A 26,623-nucleotide genomic window follows, 5' to 3' on the forward strand; every position below is an offset into this window, starting at 1 on the left:
TAGATTAGAGATTGCAGTTATGAATTACGCATTATATGAGCCTAAAAATAAAAACAATAACAATCAATGCACTACTTTTATCACTGACTCCGCATGTAATTTACGCCAGTGACGCAAGTGTATTAACAGGTGCCCAGTTAGCTTGGCTCGTACCATGCGTGATTGCTCTGCTCAGCATTCCTTACTTAGTTTGGTCAAATCACCAACTCAAAAAATCCACTCTTCAACTTAAGCACTCAGAACAACGATTTAAAAGTACCATTGAAGGCAGTGGCGATACGCTGTGGGACTGGAATATTCAGTCAGGTGAAATTGTTCGGATCAACGATAAATACGGCATGAACTCTGCGAAGCCTGGCAGCGTCATCCCCAACCAGCATAGGATCCATCCACAAGACCTATTAATCGTAGAAAAGCTGATGAAACAGCACTTCGCAGAAAAGACACCATTCTTCGAAGCAAGCTATCGTATTAAAGATGAACTAGGCCAGTATCACTGGGTGTTAGACCGAGGCAAAATTATCGAGAAAGATGCCAACCTTAACCCGCTAAGAATGACAGGTACGGTTCGCGATATCAGCCACTTTAAAAGCACCGAGGAAAGGCTAAACCTGTTTGCAAAATGCGTAGAGTCGCTGACTGACGCAATCGCAATTTACGACAAGCACTATAATCTAGTCGACCTAAACCCAAGCTACTTGAAACTATTTGGTGGTCAACGGGAACACTATCTGAATAAACATTTTAGCTTACCAGGCTATGACAATAAGTTTGTTGCTCAGGTAAAGGCTCAGCTTAAACAAACAGAGCATTGGCAAGAAGAGCTCAAACTGCGTAATGCGGCAGATGTACTCTTACCTATCGAAATTACGATTGATGAAATTAAAAATAACCACGGTCAGATCAGTAACTATGTGGTTGTGTACTCTGATTTAACCGAGCGTAAAAAAGCAGAGTCTCAACTCCACAATTTATCTAATCGCGATCGTACGACAGGTCTTCCCAATCGCAACTTGTTCTTTACCAATTTACAAAAGTTGTCATTACAAGGGACGCACCATGCCCTACTTGTCTTTGACTTAGATAACTTTAAAAAGATCAACGATTCGCTAGGTCACCAGTTAGGTGATACGCTACTTGCGAAACTGGCAATGCGGCTAAATAAACTTGCTCGCCAACAAGATACCTTCTACCGACTAGGTGGTGACGAATTTGCGCTGGTGATTTCAGGCACCAATGATATTCACACGATTACACGTACAGCAAAACAATTTCTAGCAGCGATTGCGACACCTTTTAAAATTGCTAATCACGAGTTAGTGATCACCTCTTCTGTTGGAATTGTACTGTGCCCTGAAGATGGTAAGTCTCCTGAAAGTCTGCTGAAAAATGCAGATACCGCTATGTATCATGCCAAACAAAAGGGTAACCATTATTTATTCTTTAATGATTCCATGAACGAGCAAGCGGTTAAGCGTCTGCAAATTGAAAACCTGATGCGCTATGGCCTCAAAGAGGATCACTTCGTTGTCTACTATCAGCCAAAAATGAATATTAAAACTGGCGAGCTGGTTGGCATGGAAGCGCTTGTCCGTTTCATTACCCCAAAAAAGGGGGTGATAAGTCCTGGTGTATTCATCCCTATCGCAGAAGAAACCGGACAGATCATCGAAATTGGTGAAGTCGTTTTAGACAAAGCATGCCGTGATGTAAAGCGCTGGATTGATAAAGGACTGTTCAATGGTAGAGTTGCGGTTAATTTATCAGCAAAACAGTTTAGTTTGCCGGATCTCACCACTCGTATCGACATTATCTTGCAAAAAAATCAACTTCCTTCTTATTTTCTTGAGTTAGAAATCACAGAAGGAACGGTGATGGACGATCCAAAAGAAGCAATTTCGATAATGCGCTCACTTAGTGCTAGAGGGATACACTTAGCCATGGATGACTTTGGTACTGGTTATTCGTCACTGGCTTATCTCAAGCAATTTCCGCTAAATACACTCAAGGTCGATAAGGCATTTATCGATGATATGGGTAACGAGCGCGGTAGAAACATGGTTGACTCTATTGTCACTATCGCGCATAACTTAGATCTTCACGTTGTTGCGGAAGGGGTTGAAAATGAAGAACAACTCAATATTTTAGAACAGCTAAATTGCCAAACAGTTCAGGGCTATTACTATTCAAAGCCGCTTTCAAGCAGTGAATTTGAACAATTTTTAAAGCAACATATCCCAAGTGAAAAGCCAAACCTACAACTCGTGCAATAGCCTAGCTTAATTTGACCTAACCACTTTACGCTTTCCAACTAACTAAATTTGCGCAGCGACGCATCCACGCTCTGCGATAGTGCACTCGAAACAGAATTAACGCAGCGGGGCCTGTTACTACGGCCAAACTTAACCAGCGTTTTCTTGGCATTCCAGTCCATAGAGTTTGAAGATACATTACCATCGCACATAAAGCTGAAATTATTCCAAAAGCCACTGATACTCCTCGGTTTTTTAATTCACTAAGAAAACTAAAACATTCTTTATTAGGAAAGAAACATCACATTTCGATACTATTTACTAATGCGGCCGATGAGTCTACACAACGTTCAATATTTAATCAACGAAGAAATTATTGTTGCATATTTTTGTATTATTTAATTTAATAGCGGACTGTTTAGAGGTATAGCATTGCACAAGGGATGTTATGCCGTAACTTTTCCTAATTTGGGAAATAGAGACAAGTGGGAAATTTTTTACGGTCAACTGGCATTGATTTCCTAGCTTAGTCCACTTAGGTTATGAGTGTATTTTTAGCATAATTTGTGAAGCCAACTTAGTCCTTAACTGGAAATTAAAAGTTAGCTTTTCTAATATTGTAGACGACTGAAATTTTAGTGCTTTTACACACTGTACTTATTTTAATCGTCAACTGTGAGTTAAACCGATATAAAACGGTCAGTTATTCAATAATTGTCTGCGTTATAACGCCATAGTATAGACTTTCTGATAGTTTTTACTGATAGACGATTACAGTATTATCACAAGAGCTGCTAAACTTACTCTCATGTAGTATTAACTGTTACTTCAAGGACACGGGCTATGGATCAGAAAAGCGTACATGAATATTTGCAGGCCAAGCCTGCAACCTTTATCACTAAGCCTTTTGCGCAAGACGTAGATGTGTACAAAGTTCAGCATAAAATGTTTGCAACTCTAACTGAGGGGAAAGAGGGGCAAGTAGATGAAAATGGTGAACCTGTTTGGTGGTTAAATGTAAAATGCGACCCTGACGAAGCATTATTGCTTAGAGACAAGTATTCGTCTGTTGTGCCTGGTTATCACATGAATAAGCGTCTTTGGAACACAGTCATCTTAGATGGCACTATTCCAGAAGACGAAATAAAGAAAATGATCGATGATTCTTATCAAATCGTCGTAGATAACCTACCGACCGCACAACGTGAAGAACTTGCTAGCAAAGTCACGCAACGTTAATTAAAACGGCATTTAGGTAGACCTAAATGCCGTTTTACCTTTCTATATCCTCGTATTAATCTCTATCTTTAATGTCGATCAACTTGTCTTCAAATCACTCTGGTAGTATACAAAAAGAATAACCTAGCAATAATAGAGTGACGACATGACGAAAAGGATAGCAGTACTGACAAGTGGCGGCGATGCGCCGGGTATGAACTCAGCGATTAGGGCTATCACGTTAAGTGCCTTGAGATCTGGATTTCAGTGCTTTGGCTTTTTTCATGGTTACAATGGTCTAATTAATCAAGAGTACACCGAGCTAAGTGCGGTTTCCGTCACCGATATCACCCAACTTGGTGGCACAATTCTAAAAAGCGCCCGCTGCCCTGCGATGCTAGAACCTTCAGGCGTACTTCAAGCCGCAAACGCCCTGAGAAAGCTTCATATCGACGTACTTATTGTGATTGGTGGTGATGGTTCGTTTAGAGGAATGCAGGCGCTGGCAGCTCACTGGCAAGGTCAGCTAATTGGTATTCCCGGTACTATAGATAACGACCTTTCAGGGTGTGACAACACCATTGGTTTCTCCACAGCCATCAATACTGCCACCTCCGCAATAGATAAAATCCGCGATACCGCAAATGCCTTTGAGCGAGTTTTTATCACCGAGGTGATGGGTCGTCATAACGGGCATATTGCTTACCATGTGGGCATTGCGACAGGTGCTGAGGCTATCATTTCATTTGAAAACTGCACGGTAGAGAATACCTCTCAGGTCTTAGCTCATCTCAAAAATGCCATAGAGCAGCAACATCAACACGGTAGCTTTTTGATTATACTGGCCGAAAATTTATGGCCAGGCGGCGCTCAAGCGCTTAAAACAGAGTTAAATAGCAATGCCGATATCAATTGTGCACTTTGCGTGTTAGGCCATATTCAACGAGGTGGGGCACCATCTGTTGAAGATAGAATGCTCGCCACGGAATTAGGAGTAGCGGCAGTGGAAGTGATTAATGGTAGCATCAAACCAGACACTGATATTACGACGCCCATTATGGTAGGAAAAATACATGGTGTAATTGTAATTACTGAAGTCGAGAAGGTGCTGAATATGGATAAACCAGTATCACAGGAGTGGGTACAACGATATCAGCACTACCTCGCCGAGCAATAAACGTAGTGAGAGTGAAGCGCATATTAATTATTCACTCTCACTACGTCTTGCGTAAGCGCTAGCCAAACACGCTAAAAGCAGATTCGTTAAGCCACAGGTGACATAAAATACTCGCGATATAACCAAGCAAAATCACGGGTGCCCATTTTAAGTGCCCCATAAAAGTATAATAGCCTCTAGCTTGTCCCATGAGCGCAACACCTGCCGCAGAGCCAATAGAAAGTAAACTCCCCCCTACCCCAGCCGTGAGCGTGATCAACAACCAATGACCGTGTGACATTTCAGGTTGCATTGACAGCACAGCAAACATCACAGGAATGTTATCGATGACCGCGGAAATAATCCCTAAGAATACGTTGGCATAGGTTGCAGACCACTCACCATATAATATCTCTGACATTAAACTTAAATAACCGAGAAACCCAAGACCTCCTACACACATAACGATACCGTAGAAGAATAATAAGGTATCCCACTCAGCGCGTGAAACTTTGCTAAAGACATCGAATGGCACAACACTTCCTAACTTCTCGAGACGCTCTTGATCCCCTTCTCTTTCCGCCATCGCTCGCTTTCTTGCTAATGACCCCGGTAATGTCATTCTTAGGAAGTAACCAAAAAACTGTAGGTAACCGAGGCCCATCATCATGCCAAGGACCGGTGGTAAATGCAGCAAACTATGTGAGAGCACAGCGGTTGCGACAGTCAGAAGGAATAAAGTTAAAATTCTTAAAGCGCCGCGTTTAAGCTCTACTCTTTCGTAAACTGCACTCGGCTTTCTATCCGCCACAAAATAACTCATTACGAGTGCTGGTACGATGTAATTGACCAGTGAAGGAACAAATAGCGCTAAGAACTCACTGAAATGTACCATACCGGCTTGCCATACCATCAAAGTGGTAATGTCACCGAAGGGACTGAATGCACCGCCAGCATTGGCTGCTATCACGATATTGATACAGCTCAGATTGATAAACTCTTTGTCACCATCAGCTACCTTCATCACCACGGCACACATGAGTAAGGCTGTTGTTAGATTGTCTGCAATTGGAGAGATAAAAAAGGATAAGAATCCAGTGATCCAAAATAGATTCTTATAGCTAAAGCCTTTTTGGATCATCCACGCTCGTAGTGAATCAAAAAGGCGGCGCTCCTCTAGCGCGTTGATATAAGTCATCGCAACGAGCAAGAACAACATCAACTCCGCAAATTCTAACAAATTATGCCGAAATGCGTGCTCGGTAACATCGGGTTGTCCCTGATTAACGTAATACGCCCCAATCATGAGCCAAATGATGCCTGCCGCCACAAGCACTGGCTTTGATTTTCGCATATGGAGTTTTTCTTCGAGCATTACAAGTGCGTATGCTAAAACGAAGACAACAATACAAACCAAGCCGAGTGTCGAGCTGGTAAGATCTAAGGTGCCTTGAGCCGCCAAGGCTGGTGATGGGATCACGGATATGACCCATGCGCAACAGAATAGCAGTAGTCCATTGATTTTCATTTTTTTGCCTATCGATGAGTGCAGAGGGATGGCATTTCAGCCAAACTCACTTTAGCATAGATAAAAAGTAATCAGCATTGGACTGAAGTCTAAGGCATCCTGTTTACACTAGTACAAACAGGCCATACATCAGCAGTAGGTATTTATGCTTCAACTTTCGCAGCAACAACAAACAGAATTACAGCAAAAATTGAGCAACGATGGGTTTGCACGGATTGAAAATATTCTAGACGATACAAACGCTCAACAACTACATGAGTGCCTCTGTAACCTCGACTACCAGCTCGCACTGTTTCATAACGGAGCAGCCAAGTCAGTCAAAGACAGTGATATTCTTGCCTTAACACCGCAAGAGCAGCAAGCCTTGCTTGAAGATATACATAGCTATGCATCACGTGGTGTTGGTTTTATGTATGGCCGCCACTCCATAGACTCCACAAGCCCTGACGCTCTGCAAAGGCTATACAATAACCTCAATAGTAGCGATGTACAGTCCTGTTTTTCCGCTATCTCTGGACTGAACATTATCCGTACCTCTGCCCAAGCAACACGATTTATTGGTGGTCAGTATTTAACTCGACATAATGACATTGTTGAAGCTGAGGGCCGGGTTTATGCTTATGTACTCAGCCTAAGCAAAAGTTGGCACCCTGACTGGGGCGGGCTACTGCAATTTTTTGAACGCGATGGCACACCCACTAAAAGTTATGCACCTAAGTTCAATTCACTGGTGGTTTTTGATGTAAGTAAAATTCATTCTGTGACTTACGTCGCACCATTTGCAAAAGCGCCGCGACTTTCTGTAACGGGGTGGTTTAGAACAATAGACACATAAGCTCAAACCGTGCCTATTGTTCTAGGTGTCTATTTTATTAATATTTTTCGCTTATCTTTTCAATGGTTAAGATCAGCGCAAGGCCAGCGATGGCAAGTGCAATACATGCCAGCGTATTTGGGTCTTGACCATACAGCGTACTGTATTGCGCAGGCAAAATATTGGCCTGACTCAATGGCTTTTCTATACCACTGGAATTCACGTAAGTCGTAAGCACTTGTTTCCAAGGCCACAATAAATTAAGCGAGCCCAGCAAAAAGCCAGCGAGTAGCGAAAACGTTACTTGTTGATAGTGCGCCAATAGCCAGCTGAGTAGGCGCGAAAACGACATTAACCCTACAATACAACCTAGTAAGAATAAACTCACTAAGCCAAATTCAAGCTGGTTCACCGCACTAAGTACATGGCCATACATACCCAGTAACAGTAGGATAAAGCTCCCTGAGATCCCAGGTAAGATCATCGCGCAAATGGCGATAGCACCTGAGATAAAAAACATCCAATGAGATGCTTGCGCTTCAGCTGGTGAAAGGGAAGTAATAGCAAAGGCTACGATAGCGCCAACTGCGCAGGCAATAATATTTTGGCCACTCCAATGAGAGACCTGTTTTGCAACATAAACAAAAGAAGCGACGATAAGACCAAAGAAAAATGACCATACCAGTGTTTGGTGTGCTTCCAATAAATAAGTGATCACCTTCGCCAAAGACGCTGCACTGATGAGCAAACCAGAAAATACCGCCAGTAAAAAGCTACCATCAATGTACTGCCAAGTTGCTTTTAGGCCATCACGGCGCAATGTACTCAAAGCCTGTAAGTTCACACTTTTGATGGCATTTAAAAAACGTGCATAGATGCCAGTAATAAAAGCAATGGTGCCGCCAGAAACACCCGGGACAACATCCGCAGCCCCCATTCCGGCCCCTTTTAAAAACATAAAGAGATAGTCTCGTTTGCTATCTTTATACTGCACAAATTTCTCCTTTCATTTCCACTGCCGAGCAGTTTAACTTAAAACGCTAAAAAATAGCGACAGCTAAAGCTTTCGCTTAACTGGTCGATAACCAATTATGATATTTTACGCGCTTGTACCATGATCATCAGAACGCTTTTATTACTTATTGCCGCTTTACCCGCGACGACTTTTGCAGCTGAACATATTGATGCAGCACCGCTTGGTTCTCTTTATCAGCAAGACGCTAATCGTTTCTACGAGCCATCGCAATTGATAAAACTGGAAAGCGAAAACGAAAGCTTTTATGTATTTCATCAAGAGTATATGGCAGCCGCTCGTGAAGGCATCGTGATCTTATTACCAGACATGCAAACTCCGCCGCTCAATAACAGCGGCATAAGCTTTCTTGCAAAACGCTTAAGCGATGATGGCTACGACACGTATACCCTTACTCCGCCGGACCTGTCTTATGCACCGAGTCTACTGGAGCAAGACATCGCGCTCCCCGATACTGAAAAACCGGCTCAGCAAACGCTTGCACCTATTTCAGAATCTAATCTCGACGAATATAAAATGGCCTTGATCAGCCGCTTTGAGGTGCTTTACAACACGCTGTCCATGACTCAAACAGAAAAGTTGGTGGTTGTCGCATTTGGTAATAGCGCAGGCTTGTTTGGAGAGCACTTAGCAACCCTGCCCAATCTACGTATCGATGCCTTTGCCGTTGTTAGCCCACAACTGCCTAATGCAACGCGGCAAAAGCACTTGGCATCCAACCTTTCTCTGATAAGCCCTGCTCTACTGGATGTTTACTACAGTTTTGACAATCCGATTGTGGTCGACAATACGCCAGACAGAGCGCGCTGGGCGAGAAAAAACAGTAAATTTGATTATCGCCAACGAGAGCTTTTTGGAGAAAAAACCGATCCGCTCCAACATCAAAGACTCAGAAAAGAGTTACTCGGTTTTTTGCGCGTTTTATAGTTTTTCAGGTTAGCTCTTTTTTAAATATTCATAGGCAGACTGAATGTCTTGGCTTTTGCGCTTTGCCACTTCCATCATATGCTTAGGTAATCCCTGAGACACCAATTTGTCAGGGTGATGCTGCGACATCAGTTTGCGGTATGCTTTTTTGATTTCACGTTCATTCGCCCCTTCACTCAATCCCAGTACAGCCAACGCTTTAGCACGGTTTAAGCCGTTATCTTGTGATGTTGGTTGACGGCCGCCCTGTTGCTGGTGTTGATGTTGCGATCTCCCAGACGCCTGAGAGCGACGAAACTCAAATTCTGCTTGATAGCGCTTAAGCAAGAACAAAAAGTGGGTTTCTGCGAAGCCTAAATACTTACTCACCTGTTTAAGTAAGGCCTTCTCCGCATCAGACACATGCCCATCACAAAATGCCATTTGAATTTGAATCTCTAAAAACAGCTGCCTCAAGTCATAGCGTCTAGCAAAGGCTTCTTTAAAATCGGTAACTGCTTCTTTTATCGAAAAATCGCTGCTTTTGCCCGCTGTAAACGCATGTTGTGCTTCTTTTCGCTCTTCACCCTGCAAGCCCATTTCGCTCATAAACGCAGACGCGGCTTGAATGTGGATTTCGCTGACTCGACCATTAGACTTGGCAATATGTCCCATCACAGAAAAACAGCTGGAAAAGAACAAGGCTTGGCGCTCATGCAGATCTTCACCTTTCATGAAACCTTGAAAGCCACCGACTTTATCAAAATCCTGACGCAAACTTTTATCAAATAAATGGCCGAGATAAAAACCTAAAATAGCGCCTAACCAACGACCAAATAAAAAGCCGAAAATTGTGCCTAATAATTTACCCCACATCGCTATACCCTAACTTTTCGTTGATCATTTTTAGTCGCTCTGGCGTGCCAATGTCGTCCCATGCACCCAAATACAGTTCAGTAGAAACTTTATGCTGCTCAAGCCCACTACGCAGCAGTGGCCCTAGTTTTATAAAGCCAGCCCCAAGCTCGGCAAAAAAACTTTGGTGATATTTACCAATACCGGACAAGGTATACTTTTGCTGATTGAGCGGCTGATGGGCAAGGCAAAAATCGCCTTCAGGATTATGTTCGGGGTTTTCTACCAACACAATGTGCGCTTCGCAATGACCCTCAACTGTACTGCCGAGCTGTAACTGCATTAAGCTGCTGACATCATAGTCCGTAAAAATATCGCCATTGAGTACAATAAAGCTGTCATCCTGTTCACATAACATCGGCAGTGCTTGAATGATGCCACCTGCGGTTTCTAATCCACCTTCAGGTTCATCACTGTACTCAATATTGACACCGAAATGACTACCATTGCCGAAATAGTCTTTTATCACCTGACCTTGCCATGCAAGATTTATCACGATATCGCAGATCCCAGCCGCTTTTAAGCGCTCGATATGATGCTCAAGTAGTGGCTTTCCTGCGACGTTAAGCATAGGTTTTGGTTGGTTCGCGGTCAGTGGCATCATGCGTTTACCACGACCAGCAGATAAAATTATCGCTTTCATTGTTACTTCTATTTTGTGCCTAATTTAGCCTGCGCTTGAGGCATTATGTCATTCTCCAGCCAGCTTGCAAGCCACTGAAATTCTCTATACTTATTCGCTACTTCAACGAGGTAGCGTAACGTTGGCAAAATATTTTCTAAGTACCCGCCTTTGCCGTCTCGCTGCAATAGGCGAGTAAAAATCCCGGCAGCTTTAAGGTGCCTTTGCATCCCTGTTAAGTCAAAGTAATGTTGATAGGTGCTAAAATCCATACCGTCTAATAAATTAGCCGCTTTTAAACAATCAAAGCTATATTGCTTAAGCTCAGTAAACTCATGAACATCAAGGCGAGTATAACAATCCCGCAATAGAGAAACCGCATCATAAGTGACAGGTCCTTGTACCGCATCCTGATAATCAATGAGATACCACTGAGACTGATGACATATCAGGTTGCGACTATGAAAATCTCGATGCATCGTAACCTGCGGCTGGCGAATCATCGCATCAACGAGTTTCAACTTCACATTATGCCATTGCACTTGTTGATATTCGGTGGGCGTTAAACCAAGCCATTTTGTTACAAGCCACTCGTAAAAAATATGAAGTTCCATATCAACGAACTCAGCATCATAGGGCTTCATCCATTCACTCTTTGGTGTTTTGGCGATTTCTGGAATAAGCGCTATCAGCGCACGATAATCCTCTAGCCGAGAAGGCAATGCCAACCTATCGGCCAAATGCTCAGAGCCTAAATCTTGTAACAGTAACAGCCCTAGCTCTTCATTACTCGCAAGGATTTGTGGAACATTAAGCCCCTGCTCTGCAAACACCGTATTTAAACCAATAAAAGGGGCATTATCGAGTTTATCGACTGGTGTTTCCATTAAGATCCACGACATCGTTTGTCGTTTAACGCGATAATAACGCCGGAAGCTGGCATCCGAGGTGATAGCCTCACACGTAAAATCGTCGCTATGTATTGCCTGCTGTATAAACTCGACGCGCTGGTTTTGACTATTCATGGATTTACTATTACACCTTCTACTTGTAAATATTTAAATGCTACTGTATTTCCGACAGTTTTCATTTATCATGATGAGCTTATTATTAAATGCTCAGCTAATAGGTTATTAAATGCGCAAAATTTGGGGCTTGGCTGTATTATCCGCGATTCATTCTACAGCTTTTGCTAATACGAACATTGTCGCCGCACAATGTAAAGACTATATGCAGCCAGAAAACTGGAAGCCGTTAGCCTCGCTGCCCAAACATGCCATTGATATCGTTGCCGATGACTTAGAACTACAAGGTACTGATAGTGCTGAGTTTTCGGGTAATGTGGTGATTAACACTGAAACCATGAGCTTAGAAGCTAGACGTGCGCTAATCGATAAAAAAGAAGGCCTGCTCAGCGCTTCTGGACCACTACTCTATCGTGACCAATTTACCAAAGTTCACAGTAATGGGCTATTCGCGGATTTAAATGCTAACACCGTGAGCTTGCTTGGTGCTGAATATGAATTAACGGACCAGCAGGGCCGCGGTGGTGCTGAGAAGTTGCATGCCTCTGGCAGCAAAATTTCACTCGACAACTCCAGCTTTACCACGTGTCCTGCTGATGACCCATTTTGGAGTATCGAGGCAAGCAGCATTGTACTTTCTCGAGAAGACGGTTGGGGTGAGACCTATAATACGGTGTTCAAAATTATGGACACGCCAATTATCTATTTACCCTATTTTACGTTTCCAATCGATGATAGACGAAAATCAGGCCTGCTGACGCCGACAATTTCCAGCTCAAATAAGTTTGGTTTGGAGCTAATCACTCCTTATTATCTCAACCTAGCCCCCAACTACGACGCGACCTTAACGCCAAGATACATGGCCAATAAAGGATTTCAGCTTATTACCGAGTTCAGATATTTAACTGAACAACATCAAGGTAAAATTGGCGTAGAATATCTCAGTAAAGATGATTCAGAGCCGCAGCTAGACGATCGCTATTTAGTACATTGGCAACAAAAAAGTTATTTAAGTGATAAATGGCGCGCATTTGTTGATGTCACAAATGTCAGTGACGATAACTACCTCACTGACTTAACATCCGAATACGCCAACGAAACCGACACTCAATTGTACCGTACTGGCAGCTTGAGTTATCTAGGCGACGACTGGCTGGTTGACTTAAAGTTGCAAGATTTTGAAGTGTTGGGCGATCACAGAGAATCCTACACTGCACTACCGCAAATTAGCTTCCGTACACGTGACAGTTATGAACTTGTCGGCCTTGATTGGGACTTTGAAGGTGAGTTTGCCTATTTTCAAAATGATGCTTTGCCAATCTCAGAGGCGTCGCGATTACATCTGGAACCTCGCGTGTCTTTTTCTCGCAGCGACTACGCTTGGTCATTTACCTCCGAGGCACGCCTACTTCACACACGCTATGAACAAAATATAGATGTGCCGGATACAGAGTATGAGGAGTCTGTCACGCGTACATTGCCAAGTTTACGGGTACATGGACAACTGAATTTTGAGCGCAGTACCGAGTTCTTTTTTGAACAAGGTACACAAACGCTTGAGCCACAAATTCAGTACCTTTACACACCACACAGAGAGCAAAGCCAAATTGGCTGGTACGATACGGCTAAGTTACAAGATGACTTTATTGGTCTGTTTAGAGCACGCCGTTACTCAGGTTATGACCGTATTGCAGAAGCCAATCAATTCACCGTGGGTGCAACCACGCGTGTATTCGATAGCAGTAATGTCGAACGCTTTAACTTCAGTGCAGGTCAGATCATTTATCTTGAGTCATCTGTAAAGCCTTCTGAACAGCTATTTACTGATGATACCAACTATAATGCACTATTTGCCGCTGAATCCATGTTACATTGGCATAAGCGCTGGTACCTCTCAGGTGGGGTGCAATATGATGTGGATAGCAAAGAGTTAGTGCAGTCTCACTTTACTTTGGACTATAAAGGAGACGACAAGCAGTTAGTGCAATTGAACCATCGTTATGTTAATGATGTCTCAGACTATGAAATTGACCAAGTCGGTCTCTTTACAAGTTTACCAATTGACGATAACTGGCAATTTGTAGCAAGCTATCACCGAGATATGACGGCAAATAGAAGTGTTGAATCCTTTGTAGGTGTTCAATACCAGTCTTGTTGTTGGGCTATTCAGGTGACTGCGAATCGTCAAATTGAAACAAACTTAAACCAAACACTTACAAATGATGAAGCAGTGTTTGATTCTGGCTTCAGCCTGAAATTTGTCCTTACAGGGCTTGGAAGCCAAAGCAGTGGTGATGCGAGTAAACTCCTTCAACAGGGTATTTTTGGTTACCGTAGACCGTATTTTTTGAATAAATAGAATTTAGAAAGCCGTATGAATTTAAAAAAGTTGTTATTAGTGGCCTCATTAAGTGCAGGCCTGTTTACTCAAGCACATGCTGAGCGTGTAAAGCTAGATACTGTTGTTGCCACGGTTAATGATGGTGTAATTTTACAAAGCGAAGTCGATCAAATAATAAATCGTGTTAAAGAACAGGCTGAGCAGCAAGGCACAGAACTTCCTAGTGATAAAACACTACGCTTACAAGCCATCGATAAACTCATTGAGCAATCTTTAATGTTGCAACTGGGTGATCGCATGGGTATGCAAATTTCTGATGCTCAATTAGACCAGACCATTGCAAATATTGCCCAAGATCAAGGCGGTACTATCGCTGACTTACGTCGTTCAGTTGAAGCGAGTGGCGAAAGCTTTCAGGCATATCGAGAAGAGATCCGAAAAGAAATAACCACAAGCCAAGTGCGCCGTGCCAGTGTTGATCGCCGTATTTATATTAGCCCTCAAGAGGTGACTAACCTGCAAAAGATCTTGAGTGAGCAAACGGGTAACTCGGAAGAGTATGATATTGGCCATATCTTGATTAAGATCCCAAATAAAGCAACTCCAGAAGAAATTGAAGATGCTCGTGAGCGCGCTGATAACGTGATTAAGTTTTTGAACGAAGGTAAAGAGTTCAAGCGCATCGCAATTGCCTCTTCAAGCGGCTCAAAAGCGCTAGATGGTGGTCAATTAGGCTGGATGGGCATTAACGAAATGCCAACCTTGTTCGCTGAGGCCATTAAAGGTGCGAAAAAAGACGACATCGTTGGTCCACTGCGCTCAGGCGCGGGTTTCCACATTCTAAAAGTACAAGATATTCGTGGTCGTGAAGTTGTTGAAACTGTTGAGGTGCGTTCACGTCATATCTTAATCAAACCGTCTATTATCCTAAGTGAAGAAAAAGCACGCTCAATGCTAACAGGTTTTGTAAAAGACTTACGCGCAGGTACCGCTGACTTTGCTGCGCTAGCTAAAGAATATTCTGAAGATCCGGGCTCTGCACTTAAAGGCGGTGAGTACGATTGGACAGATCCAACTACATACGTACCAGCGTTTAGAGACACTCTGTTGTCGCTAGAAAAAGATCAGATCAGTGAACCATTTAGAAGTACATTTGGCTGGCACATTGTACAACTGCTAGATAAACGCGTGGCCGATAAAACAGAACAAGCCAAGTTAAATCGCGCACACCGTCTGCTGTTTAACCGTAAATTTAAAGAAGAAAGCTTTAAATGGATTAAAGAAATGCGTGACCAAGCGCATATTGAAATTATCGAAGCGGAATAACGGCTATGACACTCAGAATCGCAATTACACCGGGTGAGCCTGCAGGTATTGGCCCAGATCTTGTTATCAAACTGGCTCAGCATGCATGGCCTGCTCAGTTAGTTGCGGTGGCTGATAAAAGTATTCTAGAAAAACGCGCCAAAGAACTTGGTGAACAAATCAAGTTACTGCCTTTTGACAGTGATGCTGCGCCTGAAGCGGCACCTGCTGGTGCCATTTACTACCTTCAAGTAGACAAAGGTGCTGAAGTGGTCGCTGGTCAATTAGATGAAGCTAATGGCCATTATGTGCTCGAAACCTTGCGCATTGCCTCTGAAAAGAATATGGATGGGACATTCGCAGCGGTAGTCACGGGTCCTGTTCATAAAGGCATTATTAACCAAGCTGGGATCTCGTTTAGCGGCCATACTGAGTACTTTGCACAGCAGTCTGATACCGCCGATGTCGTTATGCTACTCGCTACCGAAGGGCTGCGTGTAGCGCTAGTTACTACGCATATCCCACTGGCGTATGTATCAAAGGCGATTACGCCTGAGCGTCTCAGCAAAGTCATTCATATTTTACATCACGACCTACAAACCAAGTTCGGTATTGAACAACCCAGAGTATTAGTTTGTGGATTAAATCCGCATGCTGGAGAAAGTGGTCACCTTGGTCGTGAAGAAATAGAAACCATTGAACCAACACTGGAAATGCTGAATAAACAAGGCATGAACTTGGTTGGACCGCTGCCAGCTGACACCCTTTTCCAAGCTAAATATTTAGATAATGCTGATGCTGTGCTCGCAATGTATCACGATCAGGGCTTACCTGTGTTAAAATATAAAGGTTTTGGAAACTCAGTAAACATCACCCTAGGATTACCCTTTGTTCGCACATCGGTTGATCACGGTACAGCGCTTGATTTAGCCGGCTCTGGTGATGTTGAAGTGGGTAGTTTTGAATTAGCGATCCGCGAAGCAATTAAGCTCGCAACCAAAAAAGCACAGAATGCATGACAGATAAAGTACATCTCGGACACAGAGCGCGTAAACGCTTTGGTCAAAACTTCTTAAATGACAACAATATTATCGACAAGATAGTAACCGCTATCGATCCTAAACCAGAAGATAATCTGGTTGAAATTGGTCCTGGTTTAGGTGCTATCACTGAGCCTGTTTGTGATTTAAGTGGTCACCTAACCGTTGTAGAACTCGATAAAGATCTTGCCGAGCGCTTGATCCATCATCCATTCTTGGGACCTAAATTAACGGTTCACCAAGGTGACGCGATGAAGTTTGACTTCTCTTCTTTAATCAAAGAAGGGGAAAAGCTGAAGATCTTTGGTAACTTACCTTACAACGTATCAACCCCTTTGCTATTTCACTTATTTGAATTTGCCGACCAGGTCAAGCATATGCACTTTATGCTGCAAAAAGAAGTGGTTAACCGTATGGTTGCAGGCCCTGGCAGTAAAGCCTTTGGTCGCTTAAGCGTAATGACGCAGTACTATTGTCACGCTATTCCCGTGATTGAAGTACCACCACATTGCTTTAAACCGGCACCAAAAGTTGACTCGGCAGTGGTTCGATTGATCCCAAAAGATCCGTCACAACATACAGCCAAAAGCACTAAACTTTTGAATACTGTTTGCTTAGAAGCGTTCAACCAACGTCGTAAGACACTAAGAAATAGCTTATCGAACCTGTTAACCGAAGAGCAGTTGCGAAACTTGGGTATCGACCCTACGCTTCGCGCTGAAAACCTGTCGCTTAACCAGTTTATTGAAATTGCAAATTGGATATATGACAACTCAAACTAATATTGGCTCACCGATCAAAGTATCGGTAGAGACCTTTTACGTTGAAGCGCAATCACAGCCTGATAAGGACAAATATGTGTTTGCCTACACCATTACCATCAAAAACCATAGCTTATGTAACGCTAAGCTACATAGTCGTTATTGGCTCATTACCGATGCTAATGGCAAAGAGACCGAAGTAGAAGGTGATGGTGTTGTCGGTGAGCAGCCCACTATTCGTCCTGGCGAGAGCTATCAGTACACCAGCGGCGCGGTGCTCGATACCCCAGTTGGTACAATGGAAGGGTATTATTTAATGCGTAATGAGTTTGGCACCGAGTTTAAAGCGCCAATCAATGTATTTAGACTCTCCTGTCCAAATATTTTGCATTGATACCATTTTTATTTTGCGGAAGCGGGTTTACCCCGCGTTCCTCATACGTGCTAGACATCAGAATAAAAACATTGAGTTATAAAAAACCACAGGTAATAAATGGCAAAATACGCAATTGGAGACCTGCAAGGCTGCTTCACTCCACTCATCGGGCTACTCGATCAAGTCAACTTTAACCCAAGCCAAGACCATTTATACTTTGTCGGTGACATCATCGCCAGAGGCCCAGATTCGCTTGCTTGCTTAGAGTTCCTCTATCAACACGCAGGCTCTATTAGCATTACACTCGGCAATCACGATCTCCACTTTTTAGCCTGTCTTGCTTTGGGAGTCGCTCCAAACCCAAAAGATAAATTAGACGCGGTTTTTGCCAGCCCTAAACGCCAGAAATATGCAGATTTATTACGTGCACAGCCACTGGCTATTTGGCTTGAAACACAGCAGACTTTTATTTCTCATGCTGGTATTCATCCAAGCTGGAATATTACGCAAGCGCTAGAATATGCACGCTTTGCCGAAACCATCTATCAATCGACAAAAGCTCCTGAGTTTTACGCCAATATGTACGGTGCTCACCCAGGACTTGAGCTCAACACGCTCAGTGATCAAGATAAGTTTAAAGCCATTGTTAACGTCTTCACTCGAATGCGCTTTCTAAAACAAAGTGGCGAACTGGATCTTAAGAACAAGTCTGGCCTAAAAGATGCGGCAGGTCTCACTCCGTGGTTTGAGCTCAGCCAAACATCAGCCGACACTACCCTACTTTTCGGCCACTGGGCTGCTTTGGAAGGCGAAACCAACAAGAAAAATATTATTGCCTTAGACACTGGCTGCGTGTGGGGAGGTCCTATGACGATGATAAATATCGACAGTGGCGAAAAGTACCAGCACAATTAGGCTATTTAACTTTCCTAAGTCGAATCTAGGGTAATCACCCACTTTAACTTTTATTAAACTAGGCTACACTCGAAGAAAACGTGAAGCTTATACTTTTTATCCGTTGAGCTGCTATTTTTTGTAATCCGACCTTTTTTACTGAAATTTTTTGTCACATCTGCTATAAAATACTTAACTTATCCGCAATAAATCCGATAAGTATCCGTATTGCTTTGTAAATTTTGTAGGACAGCTATGAATTTGACTGTTAGCCAACGTATTTGGGGTGGTTTTATTACCATCACCTTGTTGCTTCTTCTTATCGGGGGCAATTCTTTATTTAGAATTGCGAACATTGACAACTCAACTCAACAGGTTAATAACCTCTCTTTACCAGCACTCTCTAAAAGCTCTGCTCTACAAGTAGAGTTCACTTTAATGAGCAAAATGGCTCAGGGAAGTTTTTATGCACGTTCGGAGACTGAACTAGCGACGCTAAAACAGCAATTTGCAGAGCGCCAGAAGATCTTTGACAAAACCTATTCAGAGCTGCAGCAGGTCGTTGCCGCTAATAATAAATTGTCCTCAAGCAGTCGTGATGTTGGCAAAAGTTATGATGCGTTCGTAAAAGCCATGAACAGCTTGGTAAACGAGAAAACAACTGAGCTTTCGTTACGGGACAAATTAAAAGAGCAGTTATCAACTATTGATGTTGCCGCAGAAGATGCGACGATGGTGACGGTTGATATCATTGATTTGGATGGCTTAGAAGATGCTGACAAACGCGCTTTTCAAGCTGCAAATAACTTAGAAAATAACTTTTCTTCTGTTGTGACTAGCGCCAACGATATTGTTACTGTTGAAGACATCAATACATTGGAAATTGTAAGTAGAGATCAAAGCTATCTCGTTGAAGAGCTAGGTCGTAATATTGATTTAATGCGTGGCCCCGTTAGCGCGCTTGATAGCAGTTTGTTTGCTGATCTCGAAGGCTATTACACTAATTTAAAAGGTGCAGTTACCGGCAGCAACAGCATCGCGGAAAATCAAAAACGCTTGATCAACGCATTAGCTGAAACGCGTAAGGAATTATCCGACGCCGAGAAAACCACAAAAGCCGCTCTGTCTCAGCTAGATGACTTACTCTCCGAAGCAAGCCAAGTCGCCTTTAACTTACAACAAGGTGTACGTGCCGATGTAGGCACAGCAAACCTATGGACTTGGATTGGAATGATAGTAGCAACGCTAATGGCAGTCGGCGTAGCTTACATTACCGTTAGCCGAATCACAAAACCACTATCGGAAGTAAACCGAGTTTTAAACATTGTCGCCAGTGGTGATATGACACAGCGCTTAGATGACACGGCAAAAGATGAATTTGGTGAATTATCTAGAAGCTGTAACACCCTAATCTCTAGCTTACGTGAACTTATCACTGGCATTATTTCTCGTTCGACACAGCTTGCTGCAGCATCTGAAGAAACATCGACTATCACTACAGAATCCAGCCAAGCAATTAAGAATCAGCAGGCACAAGTAGAGCAAGCAGCTACCGCTACAACTGAGATGAGTAGCACCTCTCACGGTGTTAGTAACAGCGCGCATCAAGCATTACAAGAAATTAAAAATGCTGATAAAGAAGCGGAGCGTGTTAAAGGTATTTCACATGAGAACAAACACACTATTGAGCAACTCGCAAGGGAAGTGGATGAAGCCTCTCGCGTGATTAACAAACTGCACCAAGACAGCGCGTCGATAGGCAGTATTTTGGATGTTATCCGTGGCATTGCTGAGCAAACTAACCTCCTTGCACTAAACGCTGCAATCGAAGCCGCGCGTGCTGGTGAACAGGGTCGTGGCTTCGCGGTAGTGGCAGACGAAGTGCGCTCGCTTGCAAGTAAGACTCAAGAGTCAACTCAAGAAATTCAAGCAATGATTGAATCCTTACAAGCCGGTGCCGAAGAAGCGGTAGGCGCAATGTCGAAAGGCAAACAGCAGGCGGAGTCGTGCGTAACTCAGAGCGACCTTGCTAACGAAGCGCTAAACTCTATCACTGCAGCTGTTTCTCAGGCTCATGATGTGAGTGAAGAGATTGCAAACGCGGCGAATGAGCAACAGCAGGTGGCACAGGAAATTAGTGAACGTTTGGAATCGATTGTAACAATCGCAGAGCAGACGGCTGAAGGCGCAAGCCAAACTTCAATCTCTAGTTCTGAGGTTGCTAAACTCGCCGAAGAATTACGCTTATCGGTAGAACAGTTTAAGGTTTAGCTATCGAACCTGAGCTTTGAGCAGGAAACAGTCTCAAAGCTCTAGGTGGTTTAGCAAAACCGCTAAACATAAAAAAACCCATGCATGGCATGGGTTTTTTGTTTCTTTTCTTTGATTATGCAAACAATGCGTTTGCCTTCTCAACGATGTTTTCTACCGTAAAGCCAAATAGCTTGAATAGCTCATCAGCAGGCGCTGACTCACCAAACGTTGTCATACCAACGATAGCACCATTTAGGCCTACATATTTGTACCAGAAGTCCTCAATACCCGCTTCGATAGCGACGCGACGCGTTACTGAGCTTGGTAGTACGCTTTCTTTGTATGCTGGAGATTGCGCATCAAAAATGTCCGTTGAAGGCATAGACACAACACGTACCTTTTTACCTTCTGCACGAAGCTTATCCGCAGACTCCACCGCAAGTTGCACTTCAGAACCGGTTGCAATAAGGATGATTTCAGGCTCACCATCACAAGATAGTACATAACCACCTTGCTTAATCGCTGCAACTTGCTCAGCGGTACGTGGCTGCTGCGCAAGACCTTGACGGGTAAATACCAGTGCAGATGGGCCATCAGCGCGTTCAACCGCTTGCTGCCAAGCAACTGCTGACTCAACTTGGTCACATGGACGCCAGCTCGCTAGGTTTGGCGTAGTCCGTAAGTTCGCCATTTGTTCTACTGGCTGGTGTGTTGGACCATCTTCACCAAGACCGATTGAATCATGGGTATACACAAAGATGCTTCTTTGCTTCATCAATGCAGCCATACGTACGGCATTACGCGCATATTCCATAAACATCAGGAACGTCGCACCGTAAGGGATAAAGCCTCTGTGCAGTGCAATACCGTTCATGATGGCAGACATACCAAATTCACGCACACCGTAGAAAATATAGTTACCCGCAGCATCTTCTGCCGTTAAGCCTTTAGATTGATCCCAAAGTGTTAAGTTAGAACCCGCAAGGTCAGCAGAGCCACCCATAAACTCAGGTAGAATTGGACCATAAGCATTCAATGCATTTTGTGATGCTTTACGAGTTGCAGGGTTTGCAGGATTCGCTTGAAGCTCTGCGATATACGCTTCTGTTTTCTCTGACCAGTCTGCTGGAAGCTCGCCTTTCATGCGACGCTCAAATTCAGCAGCAAGCTCAGGGTAATGCATTTGGTATTCAGTGAACTTAATCAACCAGTCACTCTGTTGATTTTGACCACGAGCTGTTGCGTCCCATTTCGCGTACACATCTTCCGGTACTTCAAATGCGCCGTGCTCCCAACCGAGGAATTCACGTGCTGCTTTGATTTCATCATCACCTAGCGGTGCACCGTGACAATCATGGCTACCTGACTTGTTTGGTGAACCATAACCGATAACCGTTTTACAACAAATGAGGGTTGGCTTGTCAGACTCTGCTTGCGCCGCTTCGATTGCCGCTTTAATCGCATCGCTATCGTGACCATCAACACCGGCGATAACATGCCAGCCATAAGACTCAAAGCGTTTTGGTGTATCGTCGCTAAACCAACCTTCAACTTCACCGTCGATTGAAATACCGTTGTCATCCCAAAATGCAATCAGTTTGCCAAGACCAAGGGTACCCGCAAGTGAACAAGCTTCGTGTGAGATACCTTCCATCAAACAACCATCACCTAAAAATGCATAGGTATAGTGATTAACGATGTCGTAATCTTCACGGTTAAACTGTGCAGCCAATGCTTTTTCAGCAATCGCCATACCTACCGCATTAGTAATACCCTGACCTAATGGGCCAGTGGTAGTTTCAATACCTGGCGCATAACCATATTCTGGGTGGCCTGGTGTTTTTGAATGTAGCTGACGGAAGTTTTTGATGTCATCAATTGATAAGTCATAACCCGACAAATGCAACAATGAATAAATTAACATCGAGCCGTGACCGTTTGATAATACGAAGCGATCTCTGTCGAACCACTCAGGATTACTTGGGTTGTGCTTTAAAAAATCGCGCCAAAGTACTTCTGCGATGTCCGCCATGCCCATAGGGGCTCCTGGGTGGCCAGACTTGGCCTTTTGTACAGCGTCCATGGAAAGAACGCGAATTGCATTAGCAAGTTCTTTGCGAGATGGCATGAATTCTCCTACCTTTAAATGTGTTTCGCGGGGGTTTGAGCCCATTCTTACTTATTTATATGGCTAACTGCAACGGCAAAGGCCATAAAAAAACGGGTACAGACGGACTTTTTCCGACCATTAAAAAAGTTTGCACAATTTTGGACGTCTAGGCGTAAAATAACTAGTCAATGCCTAGGTTTTTTGGTTAGAATACGCCCCTTAATTTTTCGCGCTGTCCCTGATGTTTGTGAAGCGCAATATTTGTGAGCATAAATACAATGGCTAAACATTTATTTACTTCTGAATCTGTTTCTGAGGGCCATCCAGATAAAATCGCCGATCAGATCTCTGATGCGGTTCTAGATGCCATCCTTGAGCAAGATCCAAAAGCACGTGTTGCGTGTGAAACTTACGTTAAAACCGGTATGGTTATGGTTGGTGGTGAAATCACAACTAGCGCTTGGGTTGATATCGAGGAATTAACTCGTAAGACCGTGCGTGAAATTGGTTACACACACTCTGACATGGGCTTTGACGCTGATTCATGTGCAATCCTTAACACCATTGGTAAGCAATCACCTGATATCAACCAAGGTGTTGATCGTTCTCGTCCAGAAGAACAAGGTGCTGGTGACCAAGGTCTAATGTTTGGTTACGCGTGTAACGAAACTGACGTACTTATGCCTGCGCCTATCACTTACTCACACCGTCTAGTTCAGCGACAAGCGCAAGTTCGTAAAGACGGTACGCTACCTTGGTTACGTCCAGACGCTAAGTCTCAGGTAACATTCGCGTACGAAAACGGTAAAGCAGTAGGTATCGACGCAGTCGTATTATCTACCCAGCACTGTGATTCTGTATCACAAGCTGACCTTGTAGAAGCGGTGATGGAAACTATCATTAAGCCTACATTACCTGCAGAACTTATCACTGAAGCAACTAAGTTCTTCATCAACCCAACTGGCCGTTTCGTTATCGGTGGTCCTATGGGTGACTGTGGTCTAACTGGTCGTAAAATCATCGTAGATACATACGGCGGTATGGCTCGTCACGGTGGTGGTGCGTTCTCTGGTAAAGATCCATCAAAAGTTGACCGTTCTGCGGCTTACGCAGCACGTTACGTTGCAAAGAACATTGTTGCAGCTGGCCTTGCTGACAAGTGTGAGATCCAAGTGTCTTACGCAATCGGTGTTGCTGAGCCAACTTCTATCAGCGTAGAAACTTTCGGTACAGCTAAGCTTGATGAGTCGCGTTTAATCGAACTTATCCGCGCGCACTTCGACTTACGTCCTTACGGTCTAATCACTATGCTAGACCTTGAGCGTCCAATTTATCAGCCTACTGCTGCTTACGGCCACTTTGGTCGTGAAGAGTTCCCTTGGGAAGCAACTGATAAAGCTGACGCACTACGTGCAGCTGCAGGCCTATAATCCCCTGCTGCAAAAAGTAAAAAAGGCGCCAAATGCGCCTTTTTTAATGCCCGTAAATAATCCCCTACCCAATAAATACTTCGTCGACATCATCTTTTAAGTTTTGATACTCATCTTCATGTAGATTTAGCTCAATCATCACCTTATCTTTAAATAGGTACCAATCTGCTGCGCTTCTAAAGTGTTTTGCTTCAAAACAGAGGTTTTCAGCCAGTTTAAGTGCCGCAAAGGTTTGCACATGTTGTGCATTTTTTTGCTCTTCAAGATAGCTAACGTCATGGTGGCGTAAAATCATCTGGCATATTTCTTTGGGTAAGTGCCAAGACGTCGCAAGGAAGTAGCCTATCACAGTGTGAGGCACTGGGTACTTTTGCTGCTCATAGTAAATCAGTGTTTGCTCAGGCCGCTCTATAGACTGCTTTATTACCTCTGCGTAGTCAGGATATTTTACGGCCATTGCAGGGATCCCGGCATCGTGAAACAGTCCCAGCAGCTGCAAATTCTCCATCGGTAATGATGCCTTTAAATGATGTCCAACCACCATCGCTGCTTTTGAAATATCCGCAGCGTTATCCCAAAACTGCTGCAGTGAAATACAGCACTTTGACTGCTCAAACGCATTTTTAAGCAAATACCCTGTCACTAGCTGCGTAATACAGGTAACGCCCAAAAACATCACTGCTTGTTTTATATCTGTGATTGTACGGGCAAGACCATAAGCAGGTGAATTAATTACCTTTAACACCGCAGCTGACGCACCAACATCTGCCGCAATAATATCCGCCACGGTAAATAACTCAGGCTCAGGTTGTGATAATTCATTTTGTAAGGCTTGTAATATTTCAGGCTTAGCAGGTAAGTTAAATCCGCCGCGCAAATCATTCAGCACTTTATCGTCTATATCGATCATTGGGCTACCTCAGAATTGATACACCCAAGTTTAGTTCATCGCCTGATATTTGCAGTATTGATTGTTATGAAGTGGTACAAAAAAGCGGGATAAAACCCCGCTTAATTTGGTTAAAACCAATATGGCTCGCTATGCATGGAAGATTGTCGACTTTGCTCCATAGCACTTATCAAAAAGTCTGATTTTTGCTTGAGCCATGCCTGCACTTCTTGCAGTTCATCTGCGTTTTGGCTTTGGCAAAGCTGATATAGATACGCCAGTGTTTCTAGCTCATAAATACCATAAACGATATCAATCCAAGGCGTTCTAAACGCTTTGCGTGCTTCTTTATCGTAAAGCTTGCCCAGACAGTTACCGCTTAGTAGTGTGTTTTCTAGCTTTATTCTGACATGTAGATAATCTCTTTCAGAAAGCGATTTATCCTGTGGAAGCAAGTTTTTCAACTCTTGCCAGTCTTTATCAAATAATTGGCTTGCGATTTCTGTGACCGGTAGCTCTGCTGCACTCAACGCTTTTTGATCCCAGTTTTTACGCCACGCTCTATCAACAAGCCAACGAGTAAGTGAAAGGATCAAACGGTTATAACGAGTGCAATGAAATAAATCTTCAATGTCTGTCGGTGTCGGCTGAACATCTTGTAAATCGGTAATGACCTGCGCCAATTCAGGAAACTGATTAAGTTTCTTATAATAAGCATGACGCTTTGAGGTATAGGTTTTTAAATGAATTGCATTTTCGACCCAAGCAAGTTCTGACAACAACCATTTTAACTCATTGCGAATACTCTCAGTCGAGCTTTTATCAACGATGTCATCGAACAACCAAAATGCGTGGCGGATAAGCGAAACTCCATCAATAACTCGTTTTAATGTCTTGAGACTTGGTTTATTAAAATAGCACTGCTCATGTTTTTGGACGAACTGAATACCATAACTGACTGTCGCAATTAGCGCTTGTTCTTGCGTTACCTGAGACTTGAGCGGTACAAACCCTATAAACTTATTTGGTTTTAGAGGTTTATCATCGGCAATTCGATATCCTCTGGCGGCCTTTGAGTATAGTCCCAAGCGCATACCAGCTTGTTTAATTAGGTGATCGGCTAATAAGAAAAGATCTTCTTTGTTTCCCTCAATCAACTCTATTTCAAGCTCATTGATTGGCTCCATCTTCCCTTGTGCTGATATTTCCCCTTTATCCAACACGACTTCGATTTTGGTTCCTGAATCCGTTTCGATTAACCAAGTACGACGAATAAAATTCGTACTGAAGATCGGGAATATGTTTTCTGCAATAGACTCAAGTTGCATACCGTGAGGCCAAATATTCGCGTCAAACGCTAACAAGTCAGGACGTCCTGACTGAATAGGTAAATTGTACTCAGGTCGTTGATGTAACCCTCCTACAACTTCTCCCGCAAGCTTAATCGTTTGCTCGCATTCATCATTGCAACAACGCGTTCTTAGACCGATATCTAGCGCACGCAATTCACGATTTGGCGTGTCAAAGTAGGCGTTAGTTAAGTTTTTAGCAGGCTTGTTAGTGACCGTTTTTGCAAACTGTGTGATGAGTGCAGGGATCAGCGGAACTTCATTATCTGAAACCAAAAATTTCAGTTCTATTTCAGTGTCCATTAGGGCAGTGTTTTACCTATTTGTCTAAGGGAGGATCAAAATATACAAAGGAGGCTAAGTTTGCAATCTTTTTATCCGATGAGAAGTGCACCAAATATGCGCT

Annotated in this window: 22 protein-coding genes; 13 read left to right on the forward strand and 9 right to left on the reverse strand. The window is 43.5% G+C overall.

Annotated features, from left to right (window positions below; translation table 11 throughout):
• The first annotated feature begins 35 nt into the window (after nucleotides 1-35).
• Entirely contained in the window at nucleotides 36-2,273 is a 2,238-nt protein-coding gene (locus NO992_RS03330; protein WP_017216467.1) for a bifunctional diguanylate cyclase/phosphodiesterase, read from the forward strand.
• Nucleotides 2,274-2,298: 25 nt separating this feature from the next.
• On the opposite strand, the gene NO992_RS03335 is transcribed toward NO992_RS03330, so the two are convergent.
• On the reverse strand, nucleotides 2,299-2,490 hold the full coding sequence (locus NO992_RS03335) for a hypothetical protein (protein ID WP_081629149.1): 192 nt from the start codon (nucleotides 2,488-2,490) through the stop codon (nucleotides 2,299-2,301).
• Nucleotides 2,491-3,095: 605 nt separating this feature from the next.
• Between NO992_RS03335 and NO992_RS03340 the strand changes: the two genes are divergently transcribed.
• Both NO992_RS03340 and NO992_RS03345 read left to right on the forward strand, forming a co-directional pair.
• Nucleotides 3,096-3,491, forward strand: a complete 396-nt coding sequence (locus NO992_RS03340) for an MmcQ/YjbR family DNA-binding protein (RefSeq protein WP_010374742.1) — start codon at nucleotides 3,096-3,098, stop codon at nucleotides 3,489-3,491.
• Nucleotides 3,492-3,636: 145 nt separating this feature from the next.
• Nucleotides 3,637-4,647 carry an ATP-dependent 6-phosphofructokinase gene (locus NO992_RS03345; RefSeq protein ID WP_371374325.1) on the forward strand — a complete coding sequence of 337 codons (1,011 nt, stop codon included), beginning with the start codon at nucleotides 3,637-3,639 and terminating at the stop codon, nucleotides 4,645-4,647.
• 58 nt (nucleotides 4,648-4,705) lie between these two features.
• On the opposite strand, the gene nhaD is transcribed toward NO992_RS03345, so the two are convergent.
• Nucleotides 4,706-6,154, reverse strand: a complete 1,449-nt coding sequence (nhaD, locus tag NO992_RS03350) for a sodium:proton antiporter NhaD (protein ID WP_017216469.1) — start codon at nucleotides 6,152-6,154, stop codon at nucleotides 4,706-4,708.
• Nucleotides 6,155-6,299: 145 nt separating this feature from the next.
• On the opposite strand from nhaD, the gene NO992_RS03355 reads away from it, so the two are divergent.
• Nucleotides 6,300-6,989: a 2OG-Fe(II) oxygenase family protein gene (locus NO992_RS03355; protein ID WP_349198123.1), complete on the forward strand. Its 690-nt coding sequence runs from the start codon at nucleotides 6,300-6,302 to the stop codon at nucleotides 6,987-6,989.
• Nucleotides 6,990-7,026: 37 nt separating this feature from the next.
• On the opposite strand, the gene NO992_RS03360 is transcribed toward NO992_RS03355, so the two are convergent.
• Nucleotides 7,027-7,962, reverse strand: a complete 936-nt coding sequence (locus tag NO992_RS03360; RefSeq protein WP_010374734.1) for a DUF368 domain-containing protein — start codon at nucleotides 7,960-7,962, stop codon at nucleotides 7,027-7,029.
• Between the two features lie 120 nt (nucleotides 7,963-8,082).
• Here NO992_RS03360 and NO992_RS03365 point away from each other — a divergent pair, with 120 nt between their 5' ends.
• Nucleotides 8,083-8,928 (forward strand): DUF3530 family protein, encoded by an 846-nt coding sequence (locus NO992_RS03365; RefSeq protein WP_253105561.1) that lies wholly within the window; start codon nucleotides 8,083-8,085, stop codon nucleotides 8,926-8,928.
• Nucleotides 8,929-8,937: 9 nt separating this feature from the next.
• Here NO992_RS03365 and djlA read toward each other — a convergent pair whose 3' ends face one another.
• From djlA to NO992_RS03380, 3 genes are read right to left on the reverse strand one after another with little or no spacing between them, the layout of a single operon-like run.
• Entirely contained in the window at nucleotides 8,938-9,783 is an 846-nt protein-coding gene (gene djlA, locus NO992_RS03370; RefSeq protein WP_010374731.1) for a co-chaperone DjlA, read from the reverse strand.
• A complete protein-coding gene (gene murU / locus NO992_RS03375) occupies nucleotides 9,773-10,465 on the reverse strand; it encodes an N-acetylmuramate alpha-1-phosphate uridylyltransferase MurU (protein WP_045962677.1) in 693 nt (230 codons plus the stop codon). The genes djlA and murU overlap by 11 nt, the downstream gene beginning before the upstream one ends.
• Before the next feature lie 8 nt (nucleotides 10,466-10,473).
• The gene (locus tag NO992_RS03380; protein WP_371374331.1) at nucleotides 10,474-11,469 is read right to left on the reverse strand and encodes an aminoglycoside phosphotransferase family protein; all 996 of its coding nucleotides are present in this window, start codon (nucleotides 11,467-11,469) and stop codon (nucleotides 10,474-10,476) included.
• 112 nt (nucleotides 11,470-11,581) lie between these two features.
• Here NO992_RS03380 and lptD point away from each other — a divergent pair, with 112 nt between their 5' ends.
• From lptD to NO992_RS03415, 7 genes are all read left to right on the forward strand, one after another.
• Entirely contained in the window at nucleotides 11,582-13,828 is a 2,247-nt protein-coding gene (gene lptD / locus NO992_RS03385) for an LPS assembly protein LptD (RefSeq protein WP_010374728.1), read from the forward strand.
• A 15-nt stretch (nucleotides 13,829-13,843) separates the two neighbouring features.
• Entirely contained in the window at nucleotides 13,844-15,136 is a 1,293-nt protein-coding gene (surA, locus tag NO992_RS03390; RefSeq protein WP_017216475.1) for a peptidylprolyl isomerase SurA, read from the forward strand.
• Between the two features lie 5 nt (nucleotides 15,137-15,141).
• Nucleotides 15,142-16,134 (forward strand): 4-hydroxythreonine-4-phosphate dehydrogenase PdxA, encoded by a 993-nt coding sequence (pdxA, locus tag NO992_RS03395; protein ID WP_010374725.1) that lies wholly within the window; start codon nucleotides 15,142-15,144, stop codon nucleotides 16,132-16,134.
• Entirely contained in the window at nucleotides 16,131-16,937 is an 807-nt protein-coding gene (gene rsmA / locus NO992_RS03400) for a 16S rRNA (adenine(1518)-N(6)/adenine(1519)-N(6))-dimethyltransferase RsmA (RefSeq protein ID WP_371374335.1), read from the forward strand. Before pdxA ends, rsmA begins: the two co-directional genes overlap by 4 nt.
• Entirely contained in the window at nucleotides 16,921-17,310 is a 390-nt protein-coding gene (apaG, locus tag NO992_RS03405; RefSeq protein ID WP_371374338.1) for a Co2+/Mg2+ efflux protein ApaG, read from the forward strand. The genes rsmA and apaG overlap by 17 nt, the downstream gene beginning before the upstream one ends.
• 99 nt (nucleotides 17,311-17,409) lie before the next feature.
• A complete protein-coding gene (locus NO992_RS03410; RefSeq protein WP_371374341.1) occupies nucleotides 17,410-18,207 on the forward strand; it encodes a symmetrical bis(5'-nucleosyl)-tetraphosphatase in 798 nt (265 codons plus the stop codon).
• Nucleotides 18,208-18,441: 234 nt separating this feature from the next.
• Complete coding sequence (locus NO992_RS03415; protein ID WP_017216477.1) at nucleotides 18,442-20,457, forward strand: methyl-accepting chemotaxis protein; 2,016 nt, start codon at nucleotides 18,442-18,444, stop codon at nucleotides 20,455-20,457.
• 115 nt (nucleotides 20,458-20,572) lie between these two features.
• Here the strand turns inward: NO992_RS03415 and tkt are convergent, their stop codons facing one another.
• Nucleotides 20,573-22,567: a transketolase gene (gene tkt / locus NO992_RS03420; protein WP_371374346.1), complete on the reverse strand. Its 1,995-nt coding sequence runs from the start codon at nucleotides 22,565-22,567 to the stop codon at nucleotides 20,573-20,575.
• Nucleotides 22,568-22,827: 260 nt separating this feature from the next.
• Between tkt and metK the strand changes: the two genes are divergently transcribed.
• Nucleotides 22,828-23,979: a methionine adenosyltransferase gene (gene metK / locus NO992_RS03425; RefSeq protein ID WP_010374713.1), complete on the forward strand. Its 1,152-nt coding sequence runs from the start codon at nucleotides 22,828-22,830 to the stop codon at nucleotides 23,977-23,979.
• 64 nt (nucleotides 23,980-24,043) lie between these two features.
• Here the strand turns inward: metK and NO992_RS03430 are convergent, their stop codons facing one another.
• Together NO992_RS03430 and NO992_RS03435 are read right to left on the reverse strand one after the other, a co-directional pair.
• Complete coding sequence (locus tag NO992_RS03430) at nucleotides 24,044-24,889, reverse strand: HDOD domain-containing protein (RefSeq protein WP_010374711.1); 846 nt, start codon at nucleotides 24,887-24,889, stop codon at nucleotides 24,044-24,046.
• A 110-nt stretch (nucleotides 24,890-24,999) separates the two neighbouring features.
• Nucleotides 25,000-26,520 carry a CYTH domain-containing protein gene (locus tag NO992_RS03435; RefSeq protein ID WP_010374710.1) on the reverse strand — a complete coding sequence of 507 codons (1,521 nt, stop codon included), beginning with the start codon at nucleotides 26,518-26,520 and terminating at the stop codon, nucleotides 25,000-25,002.
• Nucleotides 26,521-26,623: the final 103 nt, after the last annotated feature.

The sequence above is a fragment of the Pseudoalteromonas sp. DY56-GL79 genome (genome assembly GCF_041414765.1).
Lineage (GTDB): Bacteria > Pseudomonadota > Gammaproteobacteria > Enterobacterales > Alteromonadaceae > Pseudoalteromonas > Pseudoalteromonas piscicida.